This is a genomic window from Rossellomorea marisflavi (genome assembly GCF_009806575.1).
GTDB classification, from domain to species: domain Bacteria; phylum Bacillota; class Bacilli; order Bacillales; family Bacillaceae_B; genus Rossellomorea; species Rossellomorea marisflavi_A.
This window is the reverse complement of sequence record NZ_CP047095.1, coordinates 938,324-958,103: the sequence shown is the minus strand read 5'-3', so window position 1 is coordinate 958,103 and position 19,780 is coordinate 938,324. Positions and strand designations below refer to the sequence as shown.

Here is a 19,780-nt window from a genome sequence, read left to right as displayed (position 1 = left end):
TCACGTTGTCACCCCTTGGTTCCATTTTGAAAAAAATCCCCGTTGGAAACGGAAAAAATATCATTGACAATCATTTCGTGATTTACCTTCTTGTTTTCCAAACGTTCTCTCTTAGCAATCCTCTCCTGATGCAGCGCTTTAATATGAGCATTAAAGGGCAAATTGCCGAATTCTACAATCCGAATTGCTCCTAGATAGTCTCTGATCGGCATGACTGCTCCATGGTTATAGATGCTCGGCGCAAACGGTATATCCAAAACTCCTTTTGCAAACGATTCAATGATTCCTTCGGCCAGATCACCTTTGCCTAAACGAAACACTTCGTCAATAATAAGCATGGTTTCTTCTTGAATAATCTCCATTTCATCAGACACATCAATCGTCAGGCTCCCTAACTGGCTTCTGATCATCTTTACCATGTGATGGGACGTCCTGATTCCATTCATATTGGCCTCTAATGTAGGAATACCTTCCGCTTCATGGGGTGTTTTGATAATCATCTTTGTCGCACCTGCCAATACCGATGTGAGAGACCCCAAATTAATGACAGAATAGGCTTCAGATTCTTCACGTGGGAAATTACCCATCCACTGGTGATAAACGGTTGAAAGGTTAACATCATATCCGAACTCTTTAAAAAGTCGCGATGCCATCATCCTCAACGATTTCATGGCAGCTATATCCTGTGGAACGTGACCTACACTACCAAAGCCCAAGCTTATATTCTTGACCCCTTGTTCGGCCGCTAGTAAGCCCTCCATGATTGCAATAGCATTTGAGATGCTTGGCGGCACCAAAGTACCCGTCAAAGGTCCAAAAGGTTCCCGGTTTAATGAAATTCCCTTTTCCTCATAAACCCCGACTAACCGATCACAATATTGCCAGTTGAAGATGCTGCTTTCCAAACTCGCTTTTTTGGAGTAAGGAATGTTATAAGAGATGCCGCCCCCCTCATTGGAAGTCCATCCAGAAGCGTGTATAATTTCCGCTAGAAGCCTTCCGTCAGGTGACCCATGTCTGGCTTGAAGAGGGCGCGGTATGGCCTCACTCAACTTCCGGCACCCTCTTAACCCATGATTCACAGCGGGAAACCCATTAAGGACCGAGGTATCCTTTGTAAGACTTTCACTTAATCCTTGCTCACTTTTCAGATACGCATTCTGTCTTGTATAGCTATCAATGGTAACAGGCATGACATCCGCTCCTGCTTTAATGAAGCCTTCCAGCAATGCAGTCTGGCCAGTAATGGTTGCTACTCCGCCCCTTGGCTGAAGCAATACCCTATTTACTTTCTTTGCTTCAGTCAAGACTTCAGGAAATGATTTGTGTGGCGGGAGGGACCGCAAGTATTCAACCGACTCTTCTAAGTCAATCCAATGACCGGTTGGCCAACTTCCTAGAACCTGCTCCCTTATCCTGTAGAATATATCTTCAGTTAATTTTGCGTTTTTTGGTCGCATCTTCCTTCTCCGTGCCAGGGATTGAGTGTGTCCCCTTTTGTAATGAAATATCCGCGCGAATCCATTCTATTGCTTGATCAAGATCGGCGGATGGGTGAAAGGCACGATGGAATCCCATCTTAAGAAACTTTTTCTCCACCATTGCCCACTCATTTTTTCCAATTGCAAGGTTTCCTCCAATGTAAAGAAGCACTTGAGCCAATCCACTTTTAGTACAATTTGTAGCAAAGCCCCGGCAGTCTAGCTCAGCATGACCATAAAGGGACGAAACGATGATTGCATCAGCGTTAACTTCCTTAGCAGCTTCAATAAACTCTTCTTGAGAACATTGGACACCAAGATTATGAACGGTAAATCCCTTCTCTTGGAAAGCAAAGTGGAGAACTTTATTGCCCACAGAGTGGCAATCTTCACCTATGACACCCATCACAATCGTATGTGCATTCTTCATGTTATAACCCTCCCACTATAATGCCTCTTGTCAAAGACTAGACAAGAGGCCGGTTTCAATTGACTATACGATTTTATCTAGCTCCTTGGGGCATAGATTCTTTTATAAATTCGACCATCTTATTCAATGTGTTAAAGTTTGTGATTTGCATCGCGTTGATTTCAAGCTTATACTCGTCTTTTAAAATGGAGATGATTCGAAGCACGTCCATTGAGTCCAGCTTATAAGGAGAATCCGGTCCAAAAAGAATCGTATCTCCATCCACATCTTCTTGTAGATTGACCCCATATACTTCTGTAAATAATTCAACTACTTTTCGTTTAATTAGCTCATCCATTCCCAATTCCTCCTCATATCAGTAACTACCTCTTCTTCTTTTTATGTGTAGGTTTGGCCTTTACGTGGCCCTTGATAAACCCAGCGCTCCCCATATGAAACCTGCACCTATTCCACCGATTACAAGAGTATCTCCCGATGCTACTGCTTTCGTATTCATAGCCTGATGCAACACTGTCAACACAGTGGCTGCTCCTGTATTCCCAAATTTGTCAATATTGATAGTGGTCTTATGATCAGGCTGACCAAGCTTTTTCAATACTTCCTGAATGATGTTCAGATTGGCCTGATGAACAATATAGTGGTCAATATCATCTGGTGTAAGTTCCATTTGATCAATAACCGCCTGGATCGAGTTTGGAAGGTGCTTAGTGGCCATATTCCATACTGTCCTACCATCCATTTTGATATAGTGCTCATCTTGCTTCACAGTCCATTCATTCGTTGGTTTCCTGGACCCACCTGCAGGAATCTCGACCTTATAAGACAACTCAGAGTCAAGTTCCCAAGATAAAAGATTATACCCATCAGCTTCATGATGAAGAATGACGGCCCCAGCTGCATCGCCAAAGAATACACGAGTGGTCCGGTCTTGTGGATTCGTATACTTAGATAAGGACTCTGCCCCGATGACCAGCACATGTTGAATTGAAGGATTCTGCAACAAATGGGTTCCCAAAAACAATCCATAGATCCCACCTGCACAAGCTGCCTGATTCATATCAATGGTTATCGCATTGTTGATTCCAAGAGCATCCTTTACAATGACCGATGTGGAGGGGAGAATCTGATCCGGAGTAAATGAGGCAATGATGATCGCATCAATCTCTTGGGCATCCAAACCGGCATTTTCGATGGCTTGTTTTGCTGCCTCAATACAGAGATCGGAGGTTGCTTGGTCCTCACTGACAAACCTTCTTGTCTTGATCCCGGTCTTATCCACGATCCATTCATCAGAAGTGTCAAGATGGCTGCTTAAGTCCTCATTTGACACCTCATTTTCTGGAACGAACATTCCCGATGAAAGGATCCCAATCGGTCTACTCAAAGTCATTACATTCTGTTTGTCTTTGACAGTTGTTTCAATCATCGCCAGTCCCCCAGTTATAATTTGAATTTCAAAGGATCAATGTTCGTTACGGTGAAATCCCGTTTTAAGATGGCTCCAAAAAAGTTACTGGGACCAATTACGTACACTTGTTCAATTTCATCTTCAAGCATTTTCTTATGAACTAGAGTAAACTTAACTGGGTGATCGACACTTTTCAACATCTCTTCCTTTAAATCTTCTCCTGCTACAATGTACCTCCCATCCAAGTCTGACACAAAAGGTTTTGAACATTCAGAAAAATGATAATGAGAGTAGACCTCTCGATCCAATCGATCTCTCAGTTCCTTCAGATTACTTGTATGGCTTAGTTCAGCGGTGTGTATGGACGTGCTTTTCCCCTGAACTTTTATCATTTGTTTGAGTTCATTAACGGTCTCTACCGTCGAACCGATTCCAATGAGGTCATCCGAAATGAATACTGATATCTCAATCCATTTACCTTGAGATCTGAATGATTCTACAATGTCTTCCAAATCATCCAAAGAATATTTGTAAATGAAATGTGTGCAGTACTCAGCATCAAGATTACTCAAGTAGGAATCTTCTACAAGAGCTGTATCTCTTACCATCTTCAAGGCATCTGAAAAATCGATGCTTCCCAAGAAAATCCCTGCAGGTGTAATACCGAAACTGGATCCGATGATATAGTCAGGGTCTACCTCAGGATGACGCTCTTGAAATTCATACAACAAGGCAAGTGTGTTGACAAAGTATGAACAACGCTCCGTCACAATAGACGTATCCCCGCTTGAGAATTTCTCAAGCAAAGGATAATCCATGCACCTCTCTGCTTCTTTATAAAGAGATTGGGCTATAGATGATTTCTCTATAAAGGTTTTAAAGTCCCGATATTCCGACTTGGCCATTCCAGGAAATAAAAAGACTGATTTACTCATCATACCCCTCCATGGTCAACTTCTGGTCATTTGGAAATCTTCAATCTCTAGGTAACTTTTAAGGGTAAACGATACATCAGTGAACTCCATCGATTTCACCAAAAACTTCCCTGGTCCGATAATATCAAGCTGCTCGACCCCCTCTTCTTTTAGAAGGTGAAGAATATCTGTCCATCTGACAGGCAGGACATACTGTTCTGTAAGAGACCGCTTGATCTCCTTCCCTTGAACCATCGGTTTTGCTGTATTGTTGCAGATGTTAGGAATAGATGGATTTTCAAACTCATGGCTCTCCATAAACGATTTCTTAAAAAGATCCCTAACTTCACCCATCATGGACGAGTGTGCGGGAGGACTGTAAGGGATATGCACACCGAGACCTCCGCTTTTCAATACGTCCCAGCCCATCTTTTCCAGCGCAGTCAATTCCCCAGTAATAATCATTTGATTATCTGCTGTGAACATACAAGGCGCCACATAATGACCCTGCTTGTTTGTTTCTTCCATTATTTCCAACAGCTTCTTCTGACTAATGTTATAGAACATATAATTGCCAAACCGATCATCGGAATAAATCGCCTTTTCACTCTCTACCATTGACACAATCATCTGTAGCATGGTTGCAAAAGAATAAGATCCACTTATATAACCTGATGTGATGCTACCAAGACTTGGGCCAGAGATAAAGGAATACTCCTCTAGGTTCATGTTCAGTCTCTTCAATAATCCACATGTGATAGAGACAATGCCGCATCTGCCAATGTGACTCTCATTGATCAACTTTTCATTATCCGAGAAGAAGGAATCATACAGAGAGATTCCCAATACCTCGCTTGCTTCATCGAAATAGGATTGAACTTCTTCGAATTGATTGTAATACTCCAGGAGATGCCCTGTTCTGATCGTCATTTGTGGGGGTAAGATTAGTGCTTTTTTCATCATTTTTCACCTATTTCACTAGATTGATAGACCACCATCTACAACCAAAGTCTGTCCAGTAATGTAACTGGCATCATCTGAACAGATAAATCCGACCGCCTTGGCGATTTCCTCCGGTTGACCAAACCTCTTTAAGTCAATTTGTTCCTTGTATTCAATCAAATCCTTCTCTTCAATTTCATTAAACATTCGCGTTCCCTCTATATAGCCGGGTGCGACGACATTAATTCTTACGTTAAAATTGGCAAATTCCTTGCTTAGTGATCGAGTAAGTCCGATAATTCCAGCTTTGCTGGCTGAATAGCTGCTTAACTTCGGAATCCCTTTGATTCCTGCAATGGAAGAGATGCTGACGATACTCCCTTTTCGAGCCATGAGCATAGGTAAGGAAACCGCTTTGATACAATTGATCGTGCCCATGATATTGGTTGATAAGATCTCTCCCCAATTATCGAGACTATTGATTGCTAAGGCCCTTTCGGCACTAACTGCTGCATTATTGATCAAAACATCAATCGATCCATGCTTTTTCCTCACTTGATTGAATACTTCTTCAACGTGATCATACTCTCTTACATCAAGGTGAATGGCTGTACAGGCTGAGGGGAATTCGTCATTAATTGTCTCGACCGTCTTTACCGCTTCTTCCTTATTGCGGAGGTAGGTGACAATCACGGTTGCCCCCTGTTCCGCCATGCGTTTGGCAATTGCTCTTCCAATACCTTGGGACCCACCCGTGACGATCGCGACTTTTCCTTTCACGATTTCCTTCACACTCCTAAATTTGAAAAGAGACTTCGTTGATTCTCGTAGTACCTCTTGAATTTATCTTTTGTTTCCTTTAATGTCTCAGGATCAAAAATATTGTAGTAAAATTCAGGATTCTCTTCGTAGTATTCATAATATTCATCTCGTAGGACTGAACAGATGACTGCATCATGGTAGGACCCATCAAGAAAATAATAATCTCTCAGAATTCCTTCTATTTGGGTAGTATGTTTCATGAGCATCCCGATGGTCCTCGTATTGTATAAGCCCGTCACAAACTGCAGGCGATGGGCATTCTTGAAATGGAACAGATAATCCATGACCAACTTTGTTGCTTCCACACCATAACCTTCATCCCAGATTGATGGATCCCCAATGGTCCCACCAATTTGATAATTCCCCTGGGTTTTCACCTCATGCCAAGAGATAAAACCGATTTTTCTCCCTGCATTGGTCTTAACTCCTACGTATCTGGATTTGTCTTGCTTCATCTGTTCCTTCATTTCACTTAATGATACAAAGTTCAATGATCCGCTCATCAACGTGCTTGTAAGGTCGGATTGTCTCCACTGATAGATTAATTCCACATCTTCCTCTTCAAAGGGGACGAGTGTCACCATTAGGCCTTTCATCGTCACGTCCCTCCTTTCACTTTACCAGTTCATTCATTAATGAATCATATGACTCCCTCTCAATGATTGAAAGGGCTTTCACTGCTAGACCTACTCTGGAGTTCACTTCAAACTTTTGAATACATGAAGTGATGTGATACTCCACTGTCCGTCGACTCATGTAGAGTGTATTGGCGATTTCTTGATTGGTTTTATCACGGATCAGCTCTTTGACGACCGATATCTCCGTTTTGGTCAAAGGCAACTTATTCACATTATTGCGGAAGTATCCTTTGCTTTCGTTGTAACCCGAGAACTCTTTCGAATAGTAGAAACCGCCATTGGCTAAAGTTTGAATGGCCAGCAACAGATCTTCTTTCCTCCTATTAAGGATGATGCTATTCGAGATTTCCCACATTAGATGAATTCGCTGTATGTTCACTACCGTATCATCAAAAATCATCACCATGGGACTTTCTTGGCCAGTGAGTAAATGTTGCTGCTGCAAATATTTTCGTAGCATCTTCAAAGCAGACAAATTGGTATTACTCATAATGATTAAATCAAGATCACATGCAGCCAAATCATCAAGACTAAAAATTTCATTTTCGATGTACACGCTATATTGTACGTCTATATCAATCGGACTGGATTTAAGAAATAGATGAGTTTGGTTCACTAACGACAAATTTCTATCTACTATGGCAGTTTTTAATGGCAGCTTCATAGTTCCTCCAATAATCGTTATTAGTTTGAAACAGCTTTGATCTGTTCATTCTAGCGATTTGAATATGCCTTTGAAGGATTCTCTCTATTATGGCAGGAGTTTTTGTCTTCCCCGGCTTAGGTCCATAAGTGGTTCACTGATACAGGCTGGTAGATTTCAATAAGGATTAAACGAGCTGAAGGTTTTTATCTTTTGAGTACATTGAGGCTAGTGTAGCTTTTTGAACATGGAGTCTGTTTTCTGCGGTGTCATACATTAGGGATCTTGGACCATCAATAATTTCCTTAATGGCTTCATCTCCTCTGATGATCGGGAGGGGGTTAATAAAATATGCATCTTGGTTGGCTCTTGCAAAACGTTCATGATTGACTAGCCATTGATCTCTTATCTCACTTTTATACTGCTGCTCTTCATAACCAGGTAAGGAAAGGCTACCCCAAGCTTTTGCGTAGACCACATCAACATCTTCGATGGCTTCATCTAGGTTATTGGAAAATTCGATATTTGCACCCGATTTTTGCGCTGCCTGTTTGGCAAAGGACAAATACTGATCATCGAGTTCGTAGCCCTCAGGGTGGGCAATTCTCAAATCCATACCGAGTAGGGAAGCCGCCGTCAGCATACTGTGGGTGCACCCAGGTGATTTTTTCCTCTCTGCATATCCCCAAGTGAAGAGTACTTTTTTCTTTTTGTATTGTTGACCGTACTTTTCTTTGAGAGTTAGAACATCCGCCATGATCTGGCATGGATGGTCCTTGTCATCCAACGCATTGATTACGGGTAATTGTGAGTTCAATGCAATTTCTTCTAATGTATTCCGACCATAACCATAATCGTTCATGTTATACCAACGGACAACCAGACCGTCCAAGTACTTACCCATGACCGTGGCCGTATCTTTCATGCTTTCCTTGTTGGCCAATTGTAGCTCATTGGCGCTGTATGTCAATGCTTCCCCGCCTAACTGTTTAATGGCTGTTTGAAAGGATATTCTCGTTCTAGTTGATGGAACGTTGAAGAGCAATCCTATGTTTTTATCTAACAGTGGCTGATCATTTACCTTCCCAGTCTTGTAATCCAATGCCAAATCGATTAATTTCTCTAAATCTTCTCCCCTTATATCTGAAAAGTCGAAAAATTTCTTCAAATTCCAACACTCCTTTTTGTCATAATTTATATCTTTCTGTACTCAAAGTATAATATACCGGCTAATTTTTAGTATACGTGTATTCCGCAAAATTGGTAATTTAACATATATTTCACAAAATCCAAATTATTGCGTTAATTACCATAGAATTTACTTTTGGGATACCTTAGGATATCTGTAGCCAAAGGAGGTAATAATATGAAGCTAGATCAGAAGAATAATAGTTTTATTATAGATGATCAAAAGGAGTATACAGCTGTTCAGTTTAAGAGTGATGTGATACGTCACTCTATGGTCCTCTTGAAACATGGTGTTCAGGAAGGGGACAGGGTGACTCTATGCTGTCCTAATAACTATTCATTTCTAGTTTCTCTGTTTTCATTGATGCACGTTAACTGCTCTATCGTCCTCCTTGATCCAGACATAAGTTCCACCGATTTTGATTGGATCCATAAGAAAACAAGGTCTCATTGGATTCTATCAACTGAAGATGCGGGAGTGGAACATACCACGTTTATTAACTTGCACTCAACGATAAAAGCCGCCAGTACTATTTCTCAGCAAAATGACATGGATTTAGACCTTACCCAATGGTACCACCGTCGTGATGCCGTCATCCTTTTCTCATCAGGGTCTACAGGATTGCCCAAAGGCATTATGAAGTCAGGTGCATCCCTATTCTCAAATATGTACTCAACCGCTATCGGTATGAGATATAACCATGATGAAGTGATTCTGCCAGTTGTTCCATTTTTCAATATTTGGGGGCTTAACATGATCATCCAATGGTGGGTGACGGGCGGAACTCTCATCGTGTGTGATTATCAGAGTACACGGACTTTACCTTCTATCATCAATCAACGAAATGTGTCTGTAGTGGAAGCAACCATAGCCACCACGTACCTCATTGTTCAATTGGCCGAAAGGAATGTGAAGCACGTCCAGCAAATCAAACGCAACGTCCGTATGTGGTTCACGAGTGGCGCCCCTGTTCCAAATGTGTTAAAAGAGCGCTTTTATTCCGTATTCGGCATTCCACTTTTAGATTATTACGGTTCGTCTGAAGCTGGCAACTTAACCTCTACGAACCTTGGACATCTGAAGGGAACGGGGACCTTATTGCCAGGTTCCTCCGTTATAATATTTAATGAAGACTTTATTGAGACCATCCCTGGTGAAATCGGTCACATTTATGCCAAGGGCAATGGACTTATGGAAGGATATCTTGATGAAGTCGGCAATGCCTCTTTACCTCTTCTTAACGGGTGGCTTGATATGAAAGATTTTGGTTACTTTGATGAAGAGGGAAACCTTTTCGTTATTGGTAGACACGACGGGGCCATCCATCGAATGGGAGCTACCTTTTATCCCTGCCATATGGAGAGAATCGTAGAAGAACTTGGCATATTGAGCAAAGTGGTGAGTTTTAAGGAAGAGAAGAAGAGCTCCTTCCTTACTCTATTCGTTCAATATCCACCAGATCAGTCTTCTATCATAAGGAAACAGATCATTTCAGCTCTTCCTACCTATATGTATCCTGATAAACTGATCTGCATTGATAAGTTCCCCTTCCTTCCTAACGGAAAGGTTCACGGTAAGAAACTAGAGGAATATGCGCTGAAAGAAGTCACCATGCCTATCTAAAAAAAATAGAAAAAAGCTACTATCTGGTGGTAGTAGCTTTTTTTATGCATCGCTTTACTCCAGTTCAATGGAGAGGACTTCTTCTATACTATTGAGTTTTCTCTCTAATCCCTCGTAGCTACTTGAGGTAACGATGACATATCCCAGGCGATCTGAAGAATTCCTAGGCTTTCTCACTCTCTTCCCCTTCTTACTGTCTAACGAAGCCATATGAAAGCCAGGAAATCGCTCAATATTCTCCATGCCATTTATCGCCTTTAAAACACCGGTTGAGGAGGACGTGACGAACTGAATTCCACTATAGTAAGCTGTCTCATACATCATTGAATCGATTGATTCTATAAAGGAACGAACGTGCAGCTCTAGGAGATCGATCCCTGTTGCTTGCTTAATAAGTTCAGGAATCATACCTCCAGCCAAGCGGGGATTGATTTCTATAATATAGCAGCTTCCTGCCTCTACTTTCACTTCAGCGTGGACTGCCCCGTTTAGATGACCCAGCTCACCTATGGCTAATTGAACTGATCTTTCAATCAAAGCTGTTAGTTCTACTGGAATACGAGAAGGGAAAATATGCCTATCTTCTATAAAGTAGGGGCTTCCCTTCGTCGTTTTTTCGGTGATTCCAATGGTTATAAGATCCTTTCCAGTTCCAAACACCTCAACACTATATTCGTCCCCCCCAATATACTCTTCAATTAGCACTTTGGGATGCATTCTCTGGTTCCGCATGTTCACTTCTTTTGACAGAATGGCTTGGACCTGTTCTTCTATCTCTCTTCGGTTATAACATAGCTTGACATCATTTGAACCGCTATCTTCTGCTGGTTTTACAATGTACGGAAAATCCATGAGCTCATGTAGCTTCTCCATTCCGTTTTCTTCATCAACAATCATAAAAAGGGGCTGATTAATCTCTTGATTGGCCGATAAGGTCGTCCTAAGAAGAGATTTGTCTCTATAGTGACGAATGATATCGGGATTATTGGCGTTCAACCCAACTCGATTAGCAAGGGCAGCAGAGATTTCAATATAATACTCACTTGTACTCATAATCCCCGCTACCGTATGAATACCCAATTTTTCAACCTCTTGATATAAGCAATCCAAATCATTGGTATCGCATACTTTGTACTCAATTCCTGAAAAATCATGATACTGATTAATACTGTTGGTAAGCAGGATGCCGTTATATCCATTTTCCTTGGCAATATCAAACGCCTTTCTCCCCGTTCCCGTGGTATTAGACTCTATGAATAGTAGGATATTGGGTCTCATGATTTTTCCGTTCCTTTCTGTTCCATTTTACATAAGACCAGGTCTTCACTTCCTCCTGTCCCAAAACCATAGTAGGTTCAGAAGGAATACTCCCATGGTTCAAGCCATGATCTTTCCAAAATTCCTCATTAAAGACGGAATCTTGGTAGCGGTCTCCACGATCGGGGAAAATAGCTACGACTGTCTTATCGGGGCCTGCCTTTTTACCAACCCAGGAAGCTACGGTATAGACGGATCCCGAGCTGTTCCCCGCAAAGATTTTCTCTCTATTCGCGAGTCTAATTGAAGATTCAAATGCTTCATTGTCATTTAACCAATGAACTTCATCAATTAGTCCATACTGCACATTCTTAGGTTTGATACTATTTCCTAGACCGCCTTGTAGCCTCTTGCTTTTCAAAGGCTGATCAAATAAGATACTGCCTACACTATCTACAGCTATTACTTTCAGCGAGGGGTGTTTCACCTTAAGATGTGAGGCAATACCACCAAGTGATCCTCCGCTCCCAACCGCCCCCACAAGATAATCAATTGAAGGAAGTTCGTTCATTAGCTCATCTGCAAGGGATTGATACGCGCCGGGGTTGTGGGGATTTTCATATTGCTTAGGCCAAAAATGATTAGGGTATATAGTGAATAATTCACATAGATAATCTAATCTGGCACCTTGCCAACCTCCGCATTCACTCATCCGTTCGACAACATGGACATCCGCTCCAAGAGCCTTTAATTTTATCATGGTAAGGGGATCAATTCTTGGATCTGTGACGATAATTACCTCATGCCCGAGAGCCGTCCCCACCATGGCAACCCCTAGTGCCATCGTGCCTGATGAACTCTCGATGATGACATCTCCAGGGTTCAGCGTCCCATCCATTTTTGCTTGAAGAAGGATATTTTTTGCCACCCTATCCTTCATCCCAAAATGATTCAACATTTCCAGCTTTGCATGCACATTAGGTGTACATAATGAAACGAGAGGTGTCTTACCTATTGAATCGATCAAATTAGTAGCCACTTGGGCACTCCTCCTTCGTAATCGTGTGCATCACCTGAACCTGGCCGGTAAGTTGACAAACCCGTTCTTTAGCCATTTTAAGCTTCCTGTAGTATCCCTCGTCCTCTTGAGAGAGCAGGACACCTATGTAGGTGCCGCTATGAGCTATTACAACGCCTAGGCCATTCACTTCTTCATTGATCTTCATCATTTGGTACAACGTTTTTTTTGGTGCGATGGTTTGGTGAAGGATGGCACTCCTCGTGGTTACTTCACCTATACCTTTAAGATCCTTCTCTTGAATGGCATGAATCAAGTCCTTAAGCAACCGATCGTATTCTTCTTTATGACTGGATTCATATGGTTGATGCCTCTTGTTAAATTCAATCGTATTGATTTCTCCACCTTCATCATGCGACACAATGGTCAGAGATGGCAGTGGACCTATGTGGTCTTTTAACTTTGCTTCTCTATGGTAGTAGGAAACAATGGATGAATACATCACACCATCAGTTGGTTCAATATCAGCAAGGTAGCGTTGCAAGGTATTAATGTCCATTGTGAAGTCATAGGCTGACTCAATCGCCCTGGACACCGCGACTAAATCTGCTGAGGAACTTGCCAGACCTTTTCCGATTGGAATCGTACTTTCAACCGTAAGGGTACCTCCAAGCGGGAGGTTATGTTCGACCAAAATTCTCTCGCACAGCCTTTTAGCCTTGAGTTTGAACGAGGGGTGGACCTCAATCGTGTCACTCAAAAGGTCAGGTTTGAACGTGGCTTTTGAGTAGCGGTTAATCGGGAGTGTTACCAAGAAAGGCTTGCCATTGGTCAATACCCCTTGCAATAACTCTCCAAAAGTCCCGCTAGAGATACCGACTCCTCTGAGCTCCAGCCGGTCGGGAGTTTTTAACATGTCAGTCCGCACATCTCTCAGCCTCCTAAGATTTCGCTAAATGATTTCGTTTTTCCCATCTTTGTCCAATCTCATGATTGACTGCCAAGTATTCATGAAGCAGTGCCTCCACACTGGCCGGGTTAGTCGAGCCAGATGTCTGCTTGTTTACATTATGAGGAATAGAGAATAATGCTAGAATGGACTCCTGATCCATTCGGATACTATATCCATGCTTATGACAAACTTCCTGGACCAATACGTTTTCTACTCCGGATGGAGAGACACCCTTTTCGATAGCTGTTCGAATGATTTCACCTACGATCGATTGGGCTTTTCGATTCGGAACGTCATATTCTCTCGTAAGATGATTAGCAAATGCAAATCCGCCAAAGAATCCTTTAGCACAGTCGTCCAGCATTTTTTCTTCTATAAATGAGATATTTTCCAGGACGATTCTCATTAAGCTGAGATTAACCTTGGAAGTATGGAAAAGTTCACCTACATATTTCCCTCCCTCTTTAGCCGTCTCTACGAGATTCGTGAAAGGGGTATTCTTCTGAGAGAGTGCTATGCCCGTATAGAACGAGATCATATGGGCATTCTGTCCTCTTATCCTCTCCATAATGGGGTAATTTTTCTTTTGAGGCATCGCTGAGGAGATACCGGAAAGCTCATCTGGAAGATCAATGTACCCATCGATAAGCCAGTCCATTAGATCTGTTGCTAAACGACTGATAAGTACGCCCAGGTTCCCTTGGGCGGCTGCTACTTCCAGAATCCCCTGTTTCGAAGCAATGGAAGCCAAAGCTGTATCTTTAGGCTTACGAAAACCCAGCTCCTCGGCCATTCTTTGACGATCCCATGCATATTCTAATCCAGCCATGGCTCCGGACCCCAATGGGCACTGGTCAATATAGTCGAATACATTTAGCAGGACCTTTCTTATATGCGTCAATTCTTCAACGATCGAGAGGAAATAAAAAGCTGGCGTAATGACTTGGGCTGGTTGATAATGCGTCTTACCCGGTAGAGGCAACTTGGTAGACTCTTGGGATCGATTAATCAAGATGCCAATCAAATCTGCTACCTTCTGTTCCAGTTCAACCACCTGTTCTTTAAGAAACATGGCTTGGGCACAACTCTGAACATCATTTCTGCTTCGATCACTATGCCATCTCACCGGCACACAAGAATCCAACTGGCTTTCAACAAACTTTTCAATCGCAAACGACATATCAGACATATTTTGAGAGGGATCTGCCTGGATGACAGAGATGTCGACTTTTTTTAATGCCTCATCCAAGGCGAGACGTTCTTTATGATTGATCAATCCCAGCCTTTCGTACTCCCTGTTCATGACGAGTTCAATTTCAATGTAATGGTTAGTCAAGTGCTCTAATTCGAAGGCAAAGTGAGGCTCGAGTATATGCTGATTTATAAAGTCATTCGGTTCCTTCGTAATCCTCCCAGTTAGATGAATCAACCGTATACGCTCCTCTCTGCCATTGATAATGGAATAGCCCTCTTAATAATTTCAACCGTATCCAAAATATCTTCATCACTAATATTTCGATGAATGACAGCCCTGATCACACCTGGTTCCAACTCATCAATGTTGAGGCCGAACATGGAACAGGTGCTGATGAATTTATTGGTTGTATATTCTCCTCTCAATCTGAAAAAAACCATATTAATTTCCACATTTGGTTGAAGGATTATTTCCTCCACCATACTTAATTGATCTGCAAGCATTTTAGCTTTCAGATGATCTTGCTCCAATGTAGCTTCCATGTTTTCTAGAGCGACGATTCCAGGCGCCGCAATAACTCCAGCTTGTCTCATCCCGCCGCCCAACATTTTTCTGATCCTTCTAACCTTTTGAATGAACGCGCGAGTTCCTGCAACCATCGACCCCACAGGAGCTGAGAGACCTTTGGACAAACAGAATTGGACTGAGTCTGCATACTTTGCGATATGAGCTGCGGGCACGTCCATTGCAAACGAAGCATTGAAAATTCTCGCTCCATCCATATGAAGGGGTACCTTCTTCTCCTTTGCGAATAAAGATAGTTCCTCCAAATACGAGAGAGGCAGGATATTCCCCCCAGTCCGATTACTTGGGTTCTCAATGCATATAAGCGAGGGAAGTGCAAACTGTGGATCGTCTTGATCCTGAGGAAATGCCTTCTCTACATTGTGTAATTTCAAGATTCCATCTGACTCTGTTGGAACGGGCTCATACATGACTCCCCCACAAACGGAAGCACCTCCCGCCTCATAGATGTATATATCTGATTTGTCTCCAACAATCACTTTTGATCCCCTCGGGCAATGGGCAAGGATAGAGGCAAGATTCGCCATTGTTCCAGACGGCATAAGAATCGCGTCTTCCTTACCCAGTAATTCAGCTGCTCTGCTCTCTAATTCCTTCACGGTCATGTCCTGACTATAGACATCGTCTCCTAAAATTGCCTTGCTAATCGAATCCAGCATTTCTTTACTTGGTAATGAGAACGTATCACTTCTTAATTCAATCATGTGTAACCACCTGTTCTTCCAATATATTTTTAAATGCTCCCGCAACTCTTTCTACGTTCGTTTTGTCCATGAGATTATGATGATGGCCATCTATTTCATGGATGAATACTTCCTTTGTTGTCCGGGCTGCCCACACATTTGTATCCACCAGGGGAATCGGATTGATTTCCGATCGTTCACTTACATTGAACAAGTGTAGTGTTTGATGAATACGATAATCACAGAAAAATTCCTCTGCCGCTAAATTGTTGCAATACATAATTTCTAACACTTTAGCCGTCTCATTCAGCGTCGCATCGAATGGAATCATCTTTCTCTTTTTAACCTCTGTGTGAATGAGTTGGATTTTTTTCTCATCGGTAAGGTTCTCCGTATACGTTAGATTTAATCGTGCCGCCCATGCCTCTAGAGGAGATTTACGCGACTGAGCCACTTGTTGGTCATCTCGATGACAATCAATGGGATAGGTGTCAATCAGCCCGATAAAATCGACCTCGTCACCCATCTCTTCCAGTTGATGAGCGATTTCAAATGCAATCGTCCCGCCTAATGACCATCCTGCCAGGGCATAGGGTCCTGCTGGTTGCACCTTCTTTATCCCCTTTATATACTCACACGCCATTTCCTTAATTGACGACAATGGGGATACATGATCTTCATAGCCAATGGATTGAATACCATAAATCGGATTCGGTATACTCATTTTCCTCACAAACTCGTAATAACAGATGATTCCCCCACCACCTGGATGGATTAAGTAGAGCGGTCGTTTTTCTTGGTCACCCTTTTGTAAAGAGATCACATTGGAAGTCTTCCATTCCTGATTATTAATAGTGTCCAGCACCTTCCCCATCATTTCGATGGTAGGATGTTTAAAGATGAAGCTCAGAGGTAGCTTGGTATGGAATTCTTGATTAATTCGATTCAATAGTTTGAAAGCGTTAAGGGAATGCCCACCTACATCGAAGAAATTACTATTGATTCCGATCTGTTCATGTTCTAGCAAATCACTCATTAATTGGCAAAGAATGAGCTCCTTGCTGGTCCTAGGGAGAATCAGTTCCTCACTTTGAAAGATCTTCCCTTCCGGAATAGAGAGTGATTTTCTGTCGATTTTCCCATTTGATAGGCGAGGCAATTCTTTCATCAGTTCAAAATGTGTGGGTAGCATATACATAGGGAGTTTCGTCATCAGCTCATCCTTCACCTTATGTATAGCTACCTCGCTCTCATCAAGCATGGTGATATAGGCAATAAGCTTCTGCCCTCCACCATTCTCAGACACCTTCACCACACATTGATTGACGCTTTCGCTCTCCATTATGACCCGTTCAATTTCATCCAGCTCGACCCTTATGCCCCTCAATTTGACCTGGTTATCTTCACGACCTACAAACTGAATGTCACCGCTTTCTAAAAAGTATCCTTTATCCCCTGTCCGGTACATGATCGTTCCTTCATGAAAAGGGTTGTCAAGGAATGTTTGCTTAGTTTTTTCAGGATCATTCACATAGCCCCTGCTCAAACCTATTCCCGATACAAAAATGTCTCCTGTGACATAAGGTGAGACCGGATGGAGGTATTCATCTAAGATGTATACCTCGTTATTCATTAACGGTTTACCGATTGAAAGGATGTCACCGTTATACCGATCATGTTCTGTGCAAACATATTGGGTGACATCTATGGATGCTTCAGTGGGACCCCATGTGTTATAGACTGGACAGTTCATTTTTTTTCTCCACTCATTGTACAAAGTGGATGTCAGAGGTTCACCAGCACTCCCAATGAATCTAAGATGCTCACTTAACGCTTCGGCATCCTCTTCAGTCAACTCCAAGACCACTTCATTCAGCATGCTCGGTACCACTTGAAGGAAGATTGCTCTATACTCCTTCATAGCATCAATAATTGCTCGTGGATTACGATGTTCTCCAGGTTCAAGTAAATGGATGTGTCCGCCATACATCAACGGCCAAAACACTTCCAGACCAAAGGCATCAAATGTGTGCAACGTCTTCTGCAAGACCGCATCGCCGATTTTCATCTGATGGCTTTGCTGCATCCCGTTCATTCTGTTAATCCAACCTTTGTGATGATTGATTACCCCCTTTGGTTCTCCCGTTGATCCGGATGTGAAGTAAATAGAGAGCATTCCTTCAGTAGTAGTCAATGTCTTGAGATTAGGGAAATCAGAACCAATCCCCAGTTCAGATTCTTCAACATTATAGGTTTTCTGATTGATGGTAGCTATCCGCTCAGCACTTTCATGTTTCGTTAAGAGGAATGATACGTTTGCCTTTTCCACCATTTTCTCCGTTCTTTTAAGAGGATCCTCTGTATTTAGAGGTACATAAACGCCACCTGCTTTTATTATGGCAAGAACGGAGAGGATCAACTCTATCGAGCGGTCCATGTATATCCCTACCGTAGCTCCTCGATCAATCTGATTAACTATTCGAGCTGCTAAGTCGTTGGACTTCTCATTTAACTCTTGATAAGTCAACGTTCGATTCCTAAATGTAAGCGCATTGGCATGGGGATGATTGACCACCCGATCTTCAATCAGCTCGTGGATACATTTCTCCGATTTGACTGGAGAAATGGCTGGGCGGTTCACTTTCGTGATAACCGACCTTCCTTCTGCCAATGGAAGGGTCCCTATAGGCTTGTCTTGATCCTTTGTGAGCTCTGTTAAGAGAGCCATGAAGTCCTGTCCAAACAACTGGTTGATATATCTTTGATTAAAGATGCTGGTGTCATACTCGACTTCAAGTTCGATTTCCTCTTCGCTGACGATTGCAGACAAAGACAAATCTAGCTTTGTCGTTCGGTTGTCATATAGGATTTCTTCGTACTCCAGACCTGTAAGATTTGGTTTGCCAGCTTTGTAATGGAGAGCGAACATTATATTGAATAGAGCGTTATGAATATCATCTCTGTCAGGACTGATTTCCTTCACGATCGTGTCATAAGGAATATACTTGTGTTTAAAACAGTCGTAGACTTGTTCCTGCATTTTTTTTAGATGTTCATTGAACGTATCGAGGGGCGATATATGAGAGCGAATAACCAGTGAATTGATGAATAATCCCGTAACGTTCTCTAGCTCCTTGCTCTCTTTTAGACTCACGGGTGTTCCAATACTGATCTCTTCCTGTGAGGTGTACTTGTATATCAGGATGGTAAATGCAGTGATGAAGGTGGTGAAAAGGGTGGTTCGGTTGGCTTTAGATACAGATTTCACGGCTTGTTGCAGTTCACTTGGAACCCTAAACCTGGTCGTTTTCCCACCCGTGCCCACCTTCTGGCTTTCCCCATGTTTATTGAAGTCGACCTTGGAAGGGGCTCCCTTAAGGTTCTCTTTCCAAAACTCCAATGAAGTCGATCGATCACTCTCGACAGTATTCCTCTCCCATTCAGCAAAGTCGGCGAATTGAATCTCCAACGGTGGCAATTCAGCTTTTAATTGCTGGCTATTGGATGAGTACAGGCGAAATAAATCTTCTAATAAGATTCCCAAAGACGGACCATCACAGAGAATATGATGGATATTCATCAAGAAGTAATGGGTATCCATTCCGGTCTTAATAAACTTTACATGAAAGAGCGGGTTACTGCTTTCAAGATCGAATGGCTGTTGAATATAGCTCTTTATGGCTTCTTCTACTAGGTCTTCTGAGAGTTCCACGTAGTCGAAGTCACATTGCTGGTCACTTGCAATAAGTTGATAAAGCCTTTCTTCGAACGTGAATGTCGTACGAAGAATTTCGTGGCGTTCTACTAATTCCCTCAGACTTTTCTTCCAGGCTTTAAGATTAAATGCTCCAGTGAATCGAAAAACCTTAGAAATGGTATAGGTCGGCTTGTCAGGATCAAGATTATGTAGCACCCAAAACCGTTCTTGGGAAAATGATGGCTTCAGCTTGTAGTATGTGAGGGGGTGATATTTCGTTGTATCAATCGTCATACTTTGCCA

The 19,780-nt window shown here is 42.4% G+C and carries 17 protein-coding genes; 1 reads left to right on the top strand and 16 read right to left on the bottom strand.

The window, feature by feature from the left end; translation table 11 throughout:
• Positions 1–8: 8 nt before the first annotated feature.
• The 10 genes from D5E69_RS05125 to D5E69_RS05080 all read right to left on the bottom strand — a co-directional run bounded on the left by D5E69_RS05125 (position 9) and on the right by D5E69_RS05080 (position 8,446).
• A complete protein-coding gene (locus tag D5E69_RS05125; protein WP_048005365.1) occupies positions 9–1,460 on the bottom strand; it encodes a methylaspartate mutase subunit E in 1,452 nt (483 codons plus the stop codon).
• On the bottom strand, positions 1,432–1,911 hold the full coding sequence (glmS, locus tag D5E69_RS05120; protein WP_082139273.1) for a methylaspartate mutase subunit S: 480 nt from the start codon (positions 1,909–1,911) through the stop codon (positions 1,432–1,434). The genes D5E69_RS05125 and glmS overlap by 29 nt, the downstream gene beginning before the upstream one ends.
• 73 nt (positions 1,912–1,984) lie before the next feature.
• Positions 1,985–2,248, bottom strand: a complete 264-nt coding sequence (locus tag D5E69_RS05115; protein WP_048005366.1) for an acyl carrier protein — start codon at positions 2,246–2,248, stop codon at positions 1,985–1,987.
• Between the two features lie 60 nt (positions 2,249–2,308).
• Positions 2,309–3,337 carry a 3-oxoacyl-ACP synthase III family protein gene (locus D5E69_RS05110; RefSeq protein WP_159129367.1) on the bottom strand — a complete coding sequence of 343 codons (1,029 nt, stop codon included), beginning with the start codon at positions 3,335–3,337 and terminating at the stop codon, positions 2,309–2,311.
• 14 nt (positions 3,338–3,351) lie between these two features.
• Positions 3,352–4,257, bottom strand: coding sequence for a hypothetical protein (locus D5E69_RS05105; RefSeq protein ID WP_159129366.1), 906 nt, complete (start codon positions 4,255–4,257; stop codon positions 3,352–3,354).
• Between the two features lie 12 nt (positions 4,258–4,269).
• Positions 4,270–5,196: an ACP S-malonyltransferase gene (locus D5E69_RS05100; RefSeq protein ID WP_156183398.1), complete on the bottom strand. Its 927-nt coding sequence runs from the start codon at positions 5,194–5,196 to the stop codon at positions 4,270–4,272.
• Positions 5,197–5,211: 15 nt separating this feature from the next.
• On the bottom strand, positions 5,212–5,967 hold the full coding sequence (locus tag D5E69_RS05095; RefSeq protein ID WP_231578962.1) for an SDR family NAD(P)-dependent oxidoreductase: 756 nt from the start codon (positions 5,965–5,967) through the stop codon (positions 5,212–5,214).
• Positions 5,964–6,593 carry a GNAT family N-acetyltransferase gene (locus D5E69_RS05090; protein ID WP_048005370.1) on the bottom strand — a complete coding sequence of 210 codons (630 nt, stop codon included), beginning with the start codon at positions 6,591–6,593 and terminating at the stop codon, positions 5,964–5,966. Before D5E69_RS05090 ends, D5E69_RS05095 begins: the two co-directional genes overlap by 4 nt.
• A gap of 16 nt (positions 6,594–6,609) precedes the next feature.
• Positions 6,610–7,299 (bottom strand): response regulator transcription factor, encoded by a 690-nt coding sequence (locus D5E69_RS05085; RefSeq protein ID WP_053072190.1) that lies wholly within the window; start codon positions 7,297–7,299, stop codon positions 6,610–6,612.
• Between the two features lie 166 nt (positions 7,300–7,465).
• Complete coding sequence (locus tag D5E69_RS05080) at positions 7,466–8,446, bottom strand: ornithine carbamoyltransferase (RefSeq protein ID WP_048005371.1); 981 nt, start codon at positions 8,444–8,446, stop codon at positions 7,466–7,468.
• 198 nt (positions 8,447–8,644) lie between these two features.
• Between D5E69_RS05080 and D5E69_RS05075 the strand changes: the two genes are divergently transcribed.
• Positions 8,645–10,090, top strand: coding sequence for a class I adenylate-forming enzyme family protein (locus tag D5E69_RS05075; RefSeq protein ID WP_159129365.1), 1,446 nt, complete (start codon positions 8,645–8,647; stop codon positions 10,088–10,090).
• A 54-nt stretch (positions 10,091–10,144) separates the two neighbouring features.
• Here the strand turns inward: D5E69_RS05075 and D5E69_RS05070 are convergent, their stop codons facing one another.
• The 6 genes from D5E69_RS05070 to D5E69_RS05045 are packed head-to-tail and all read right to left on the bottom strand — an operon-like array spanning position 10,145 to position 19,771.
• Positions 10,145–11,368 carry an ATP-grasp domain-containing protein gene (locus D5E69_RS05070; protein ID WP_048005373.1) on the bottom strand — a complete coding sequence of 408 codons (1,224 nt, stop codon included), beginning with the start codon at positions 11,366–11,368 and terminating at the stop codon, positions 10,145–10,147.
• Entirely contained in the window at positions 11,334–12,386 is a 1,053-nt protein-coding gene (locus tag D5E69_RS05065; protein WP_159129364.1) for a cysteine synthase family protein, read from the bottom strand. Before D5E69_RS05065 ends, D5E69_RS05070 begins: the two co-directional genes overlap by 35 nt.
• Positions 12,376–13,293, bottom strand: coding sequence for a GHMP family kinase ATP-binding protein (locus D5E69_RS05060; RefSeq protein WP_231578963.1), 918 nt, complete (start codon positions 13,291–13,293; stop codon positions 12,376–12,378). The genes D5E69_RS05065 and D5E69_RS05060 overlap by 11 nt, the downstream gene beginning before the upstream one ends.
• A gap of 13 nt (positions 13,294–13,306) precedes the next feature.
• The gene (locus tag D5E69_RS05055; RefSeq protein ID WP_063190880.1) at positions 13,307–14,746 is read right to left on the bottom strand and encodes a lyase family protein; all 1,440 of its coding nucleotides are present in this window, start codon (positions 14,744–14,746) and stop codon (positions 13,307–13,309) included.
• Positions 14,743–15,801: a GntG family PLP-dependent aldolase gene (locus D5E69_RS05050; protein WP_159129362.1), complete on the bottom strand. Its 1,059-nt coding sequence runs from the start codon at positions 15,799–15,801 to the stop codon at positions 14,743–14,745. The genes D5E69_RS05055 and D5E69_RS05050 overlap by 4 nt, the downstream gene beginning before the upstream one ends.
• The gene (locus D5E69_RS05045) at positions 15,794–19,771 is read right to left on the bottom strand and encodes a non-ribosomal peptide synthetase (RefSeq protein ID WP_159129361.1); all 3,978 of its coding nucleotides are present in this window, start codon (positions 19,769–19,771) and stop codon (positions 15,794–15,796) included. Before D5E69_RS05045 ends, D5E69_RS05050 begins: the two co-directional genes overlap by 8 nt.
• Positions 19,772–19,780: the final 9 nt, after the last annotated feature.

Coding starts and splice junctions, on each gene's coding strand:
- D5E69_RS05085 (WP_053072190.1), bottom strand. CDS start 7,299: ATGAAGCTGCCATTAAAAACTGCCATAGTAGATAGAAATTTGTCGTTA.
- glmS (WP_082139273.1), bottom strand. CDS start 1,911: ATGAAGAATGCACATACGATTGTGATGGGTGTCATAGGTGAAGATTGC.
- D5E69_RS05075 (WP_159129365.1), top strand. CDS start 8,645: ATGAAGCTAGATCAGAAGAATAATAGTTTTATTATAGATGATCAAAAG.
- D5E69_RS05090 (WP_048005370.1), bottom strand. CDS start 6,593: ATGAAAGGCCTAATGGTGACACTCGTCCCCTTTGAAGAGGAAGATGTG.
- D5E69_RS05105 (WP_159129366.1), bottom strand. CDS start 4,257: ATGATGAGTAAATCAGTCTTTTTATTTCCTGGAATGGCCAAGTCGGAA.
- D5E69_RS05050 (WP_159129362.1), bottom strand. CDS start 15,801: ATGATTGAATTAAGAAGTGATACGTTCTCATTACCAAGTAAAGAAATG.
- D5E69_RS05070 (WP_048005373.1), bottom strand. CDS start 11,368: ATGAGACCCAATATCCTACTATTCATAGAGTCTAATACCACGGGAACG.
- D5E69_RS05110 (WP_159129367.1), bottom strand. CDS start 3,337: ATGATTGAAACAACTGTCAAAGACAAACAGAATGTAATGACTTTGAGT.
- D5E69_RS05115 (WP_048005366.1), bottom strand. CDS start 2,248: ATGGATGAGCTAATTAAACGAAAAGTAGTTGAATTATTTACAGAAGTA.
- D5E69_RS05045 (WP_159129361.1), bottom strand. CDS start 19,771: ATGACGATTGATACAACGAAATATCACCCCCTCACATACTACAAGCTG.
- D5E69_RS05125 (WP_048005365.1), bottom strand. CDS start 1,460: ATGCGACCAAAAAACGCAAAATTAACTGAAGATATATTCTACAGGATA.
- D5E69_RS05100 (WP_156183398.1), bottom strand. CDS start 5,196: ATGATGAAAAAAGCACTAATCTTACCCCCACAAATGACGATCAGAACA.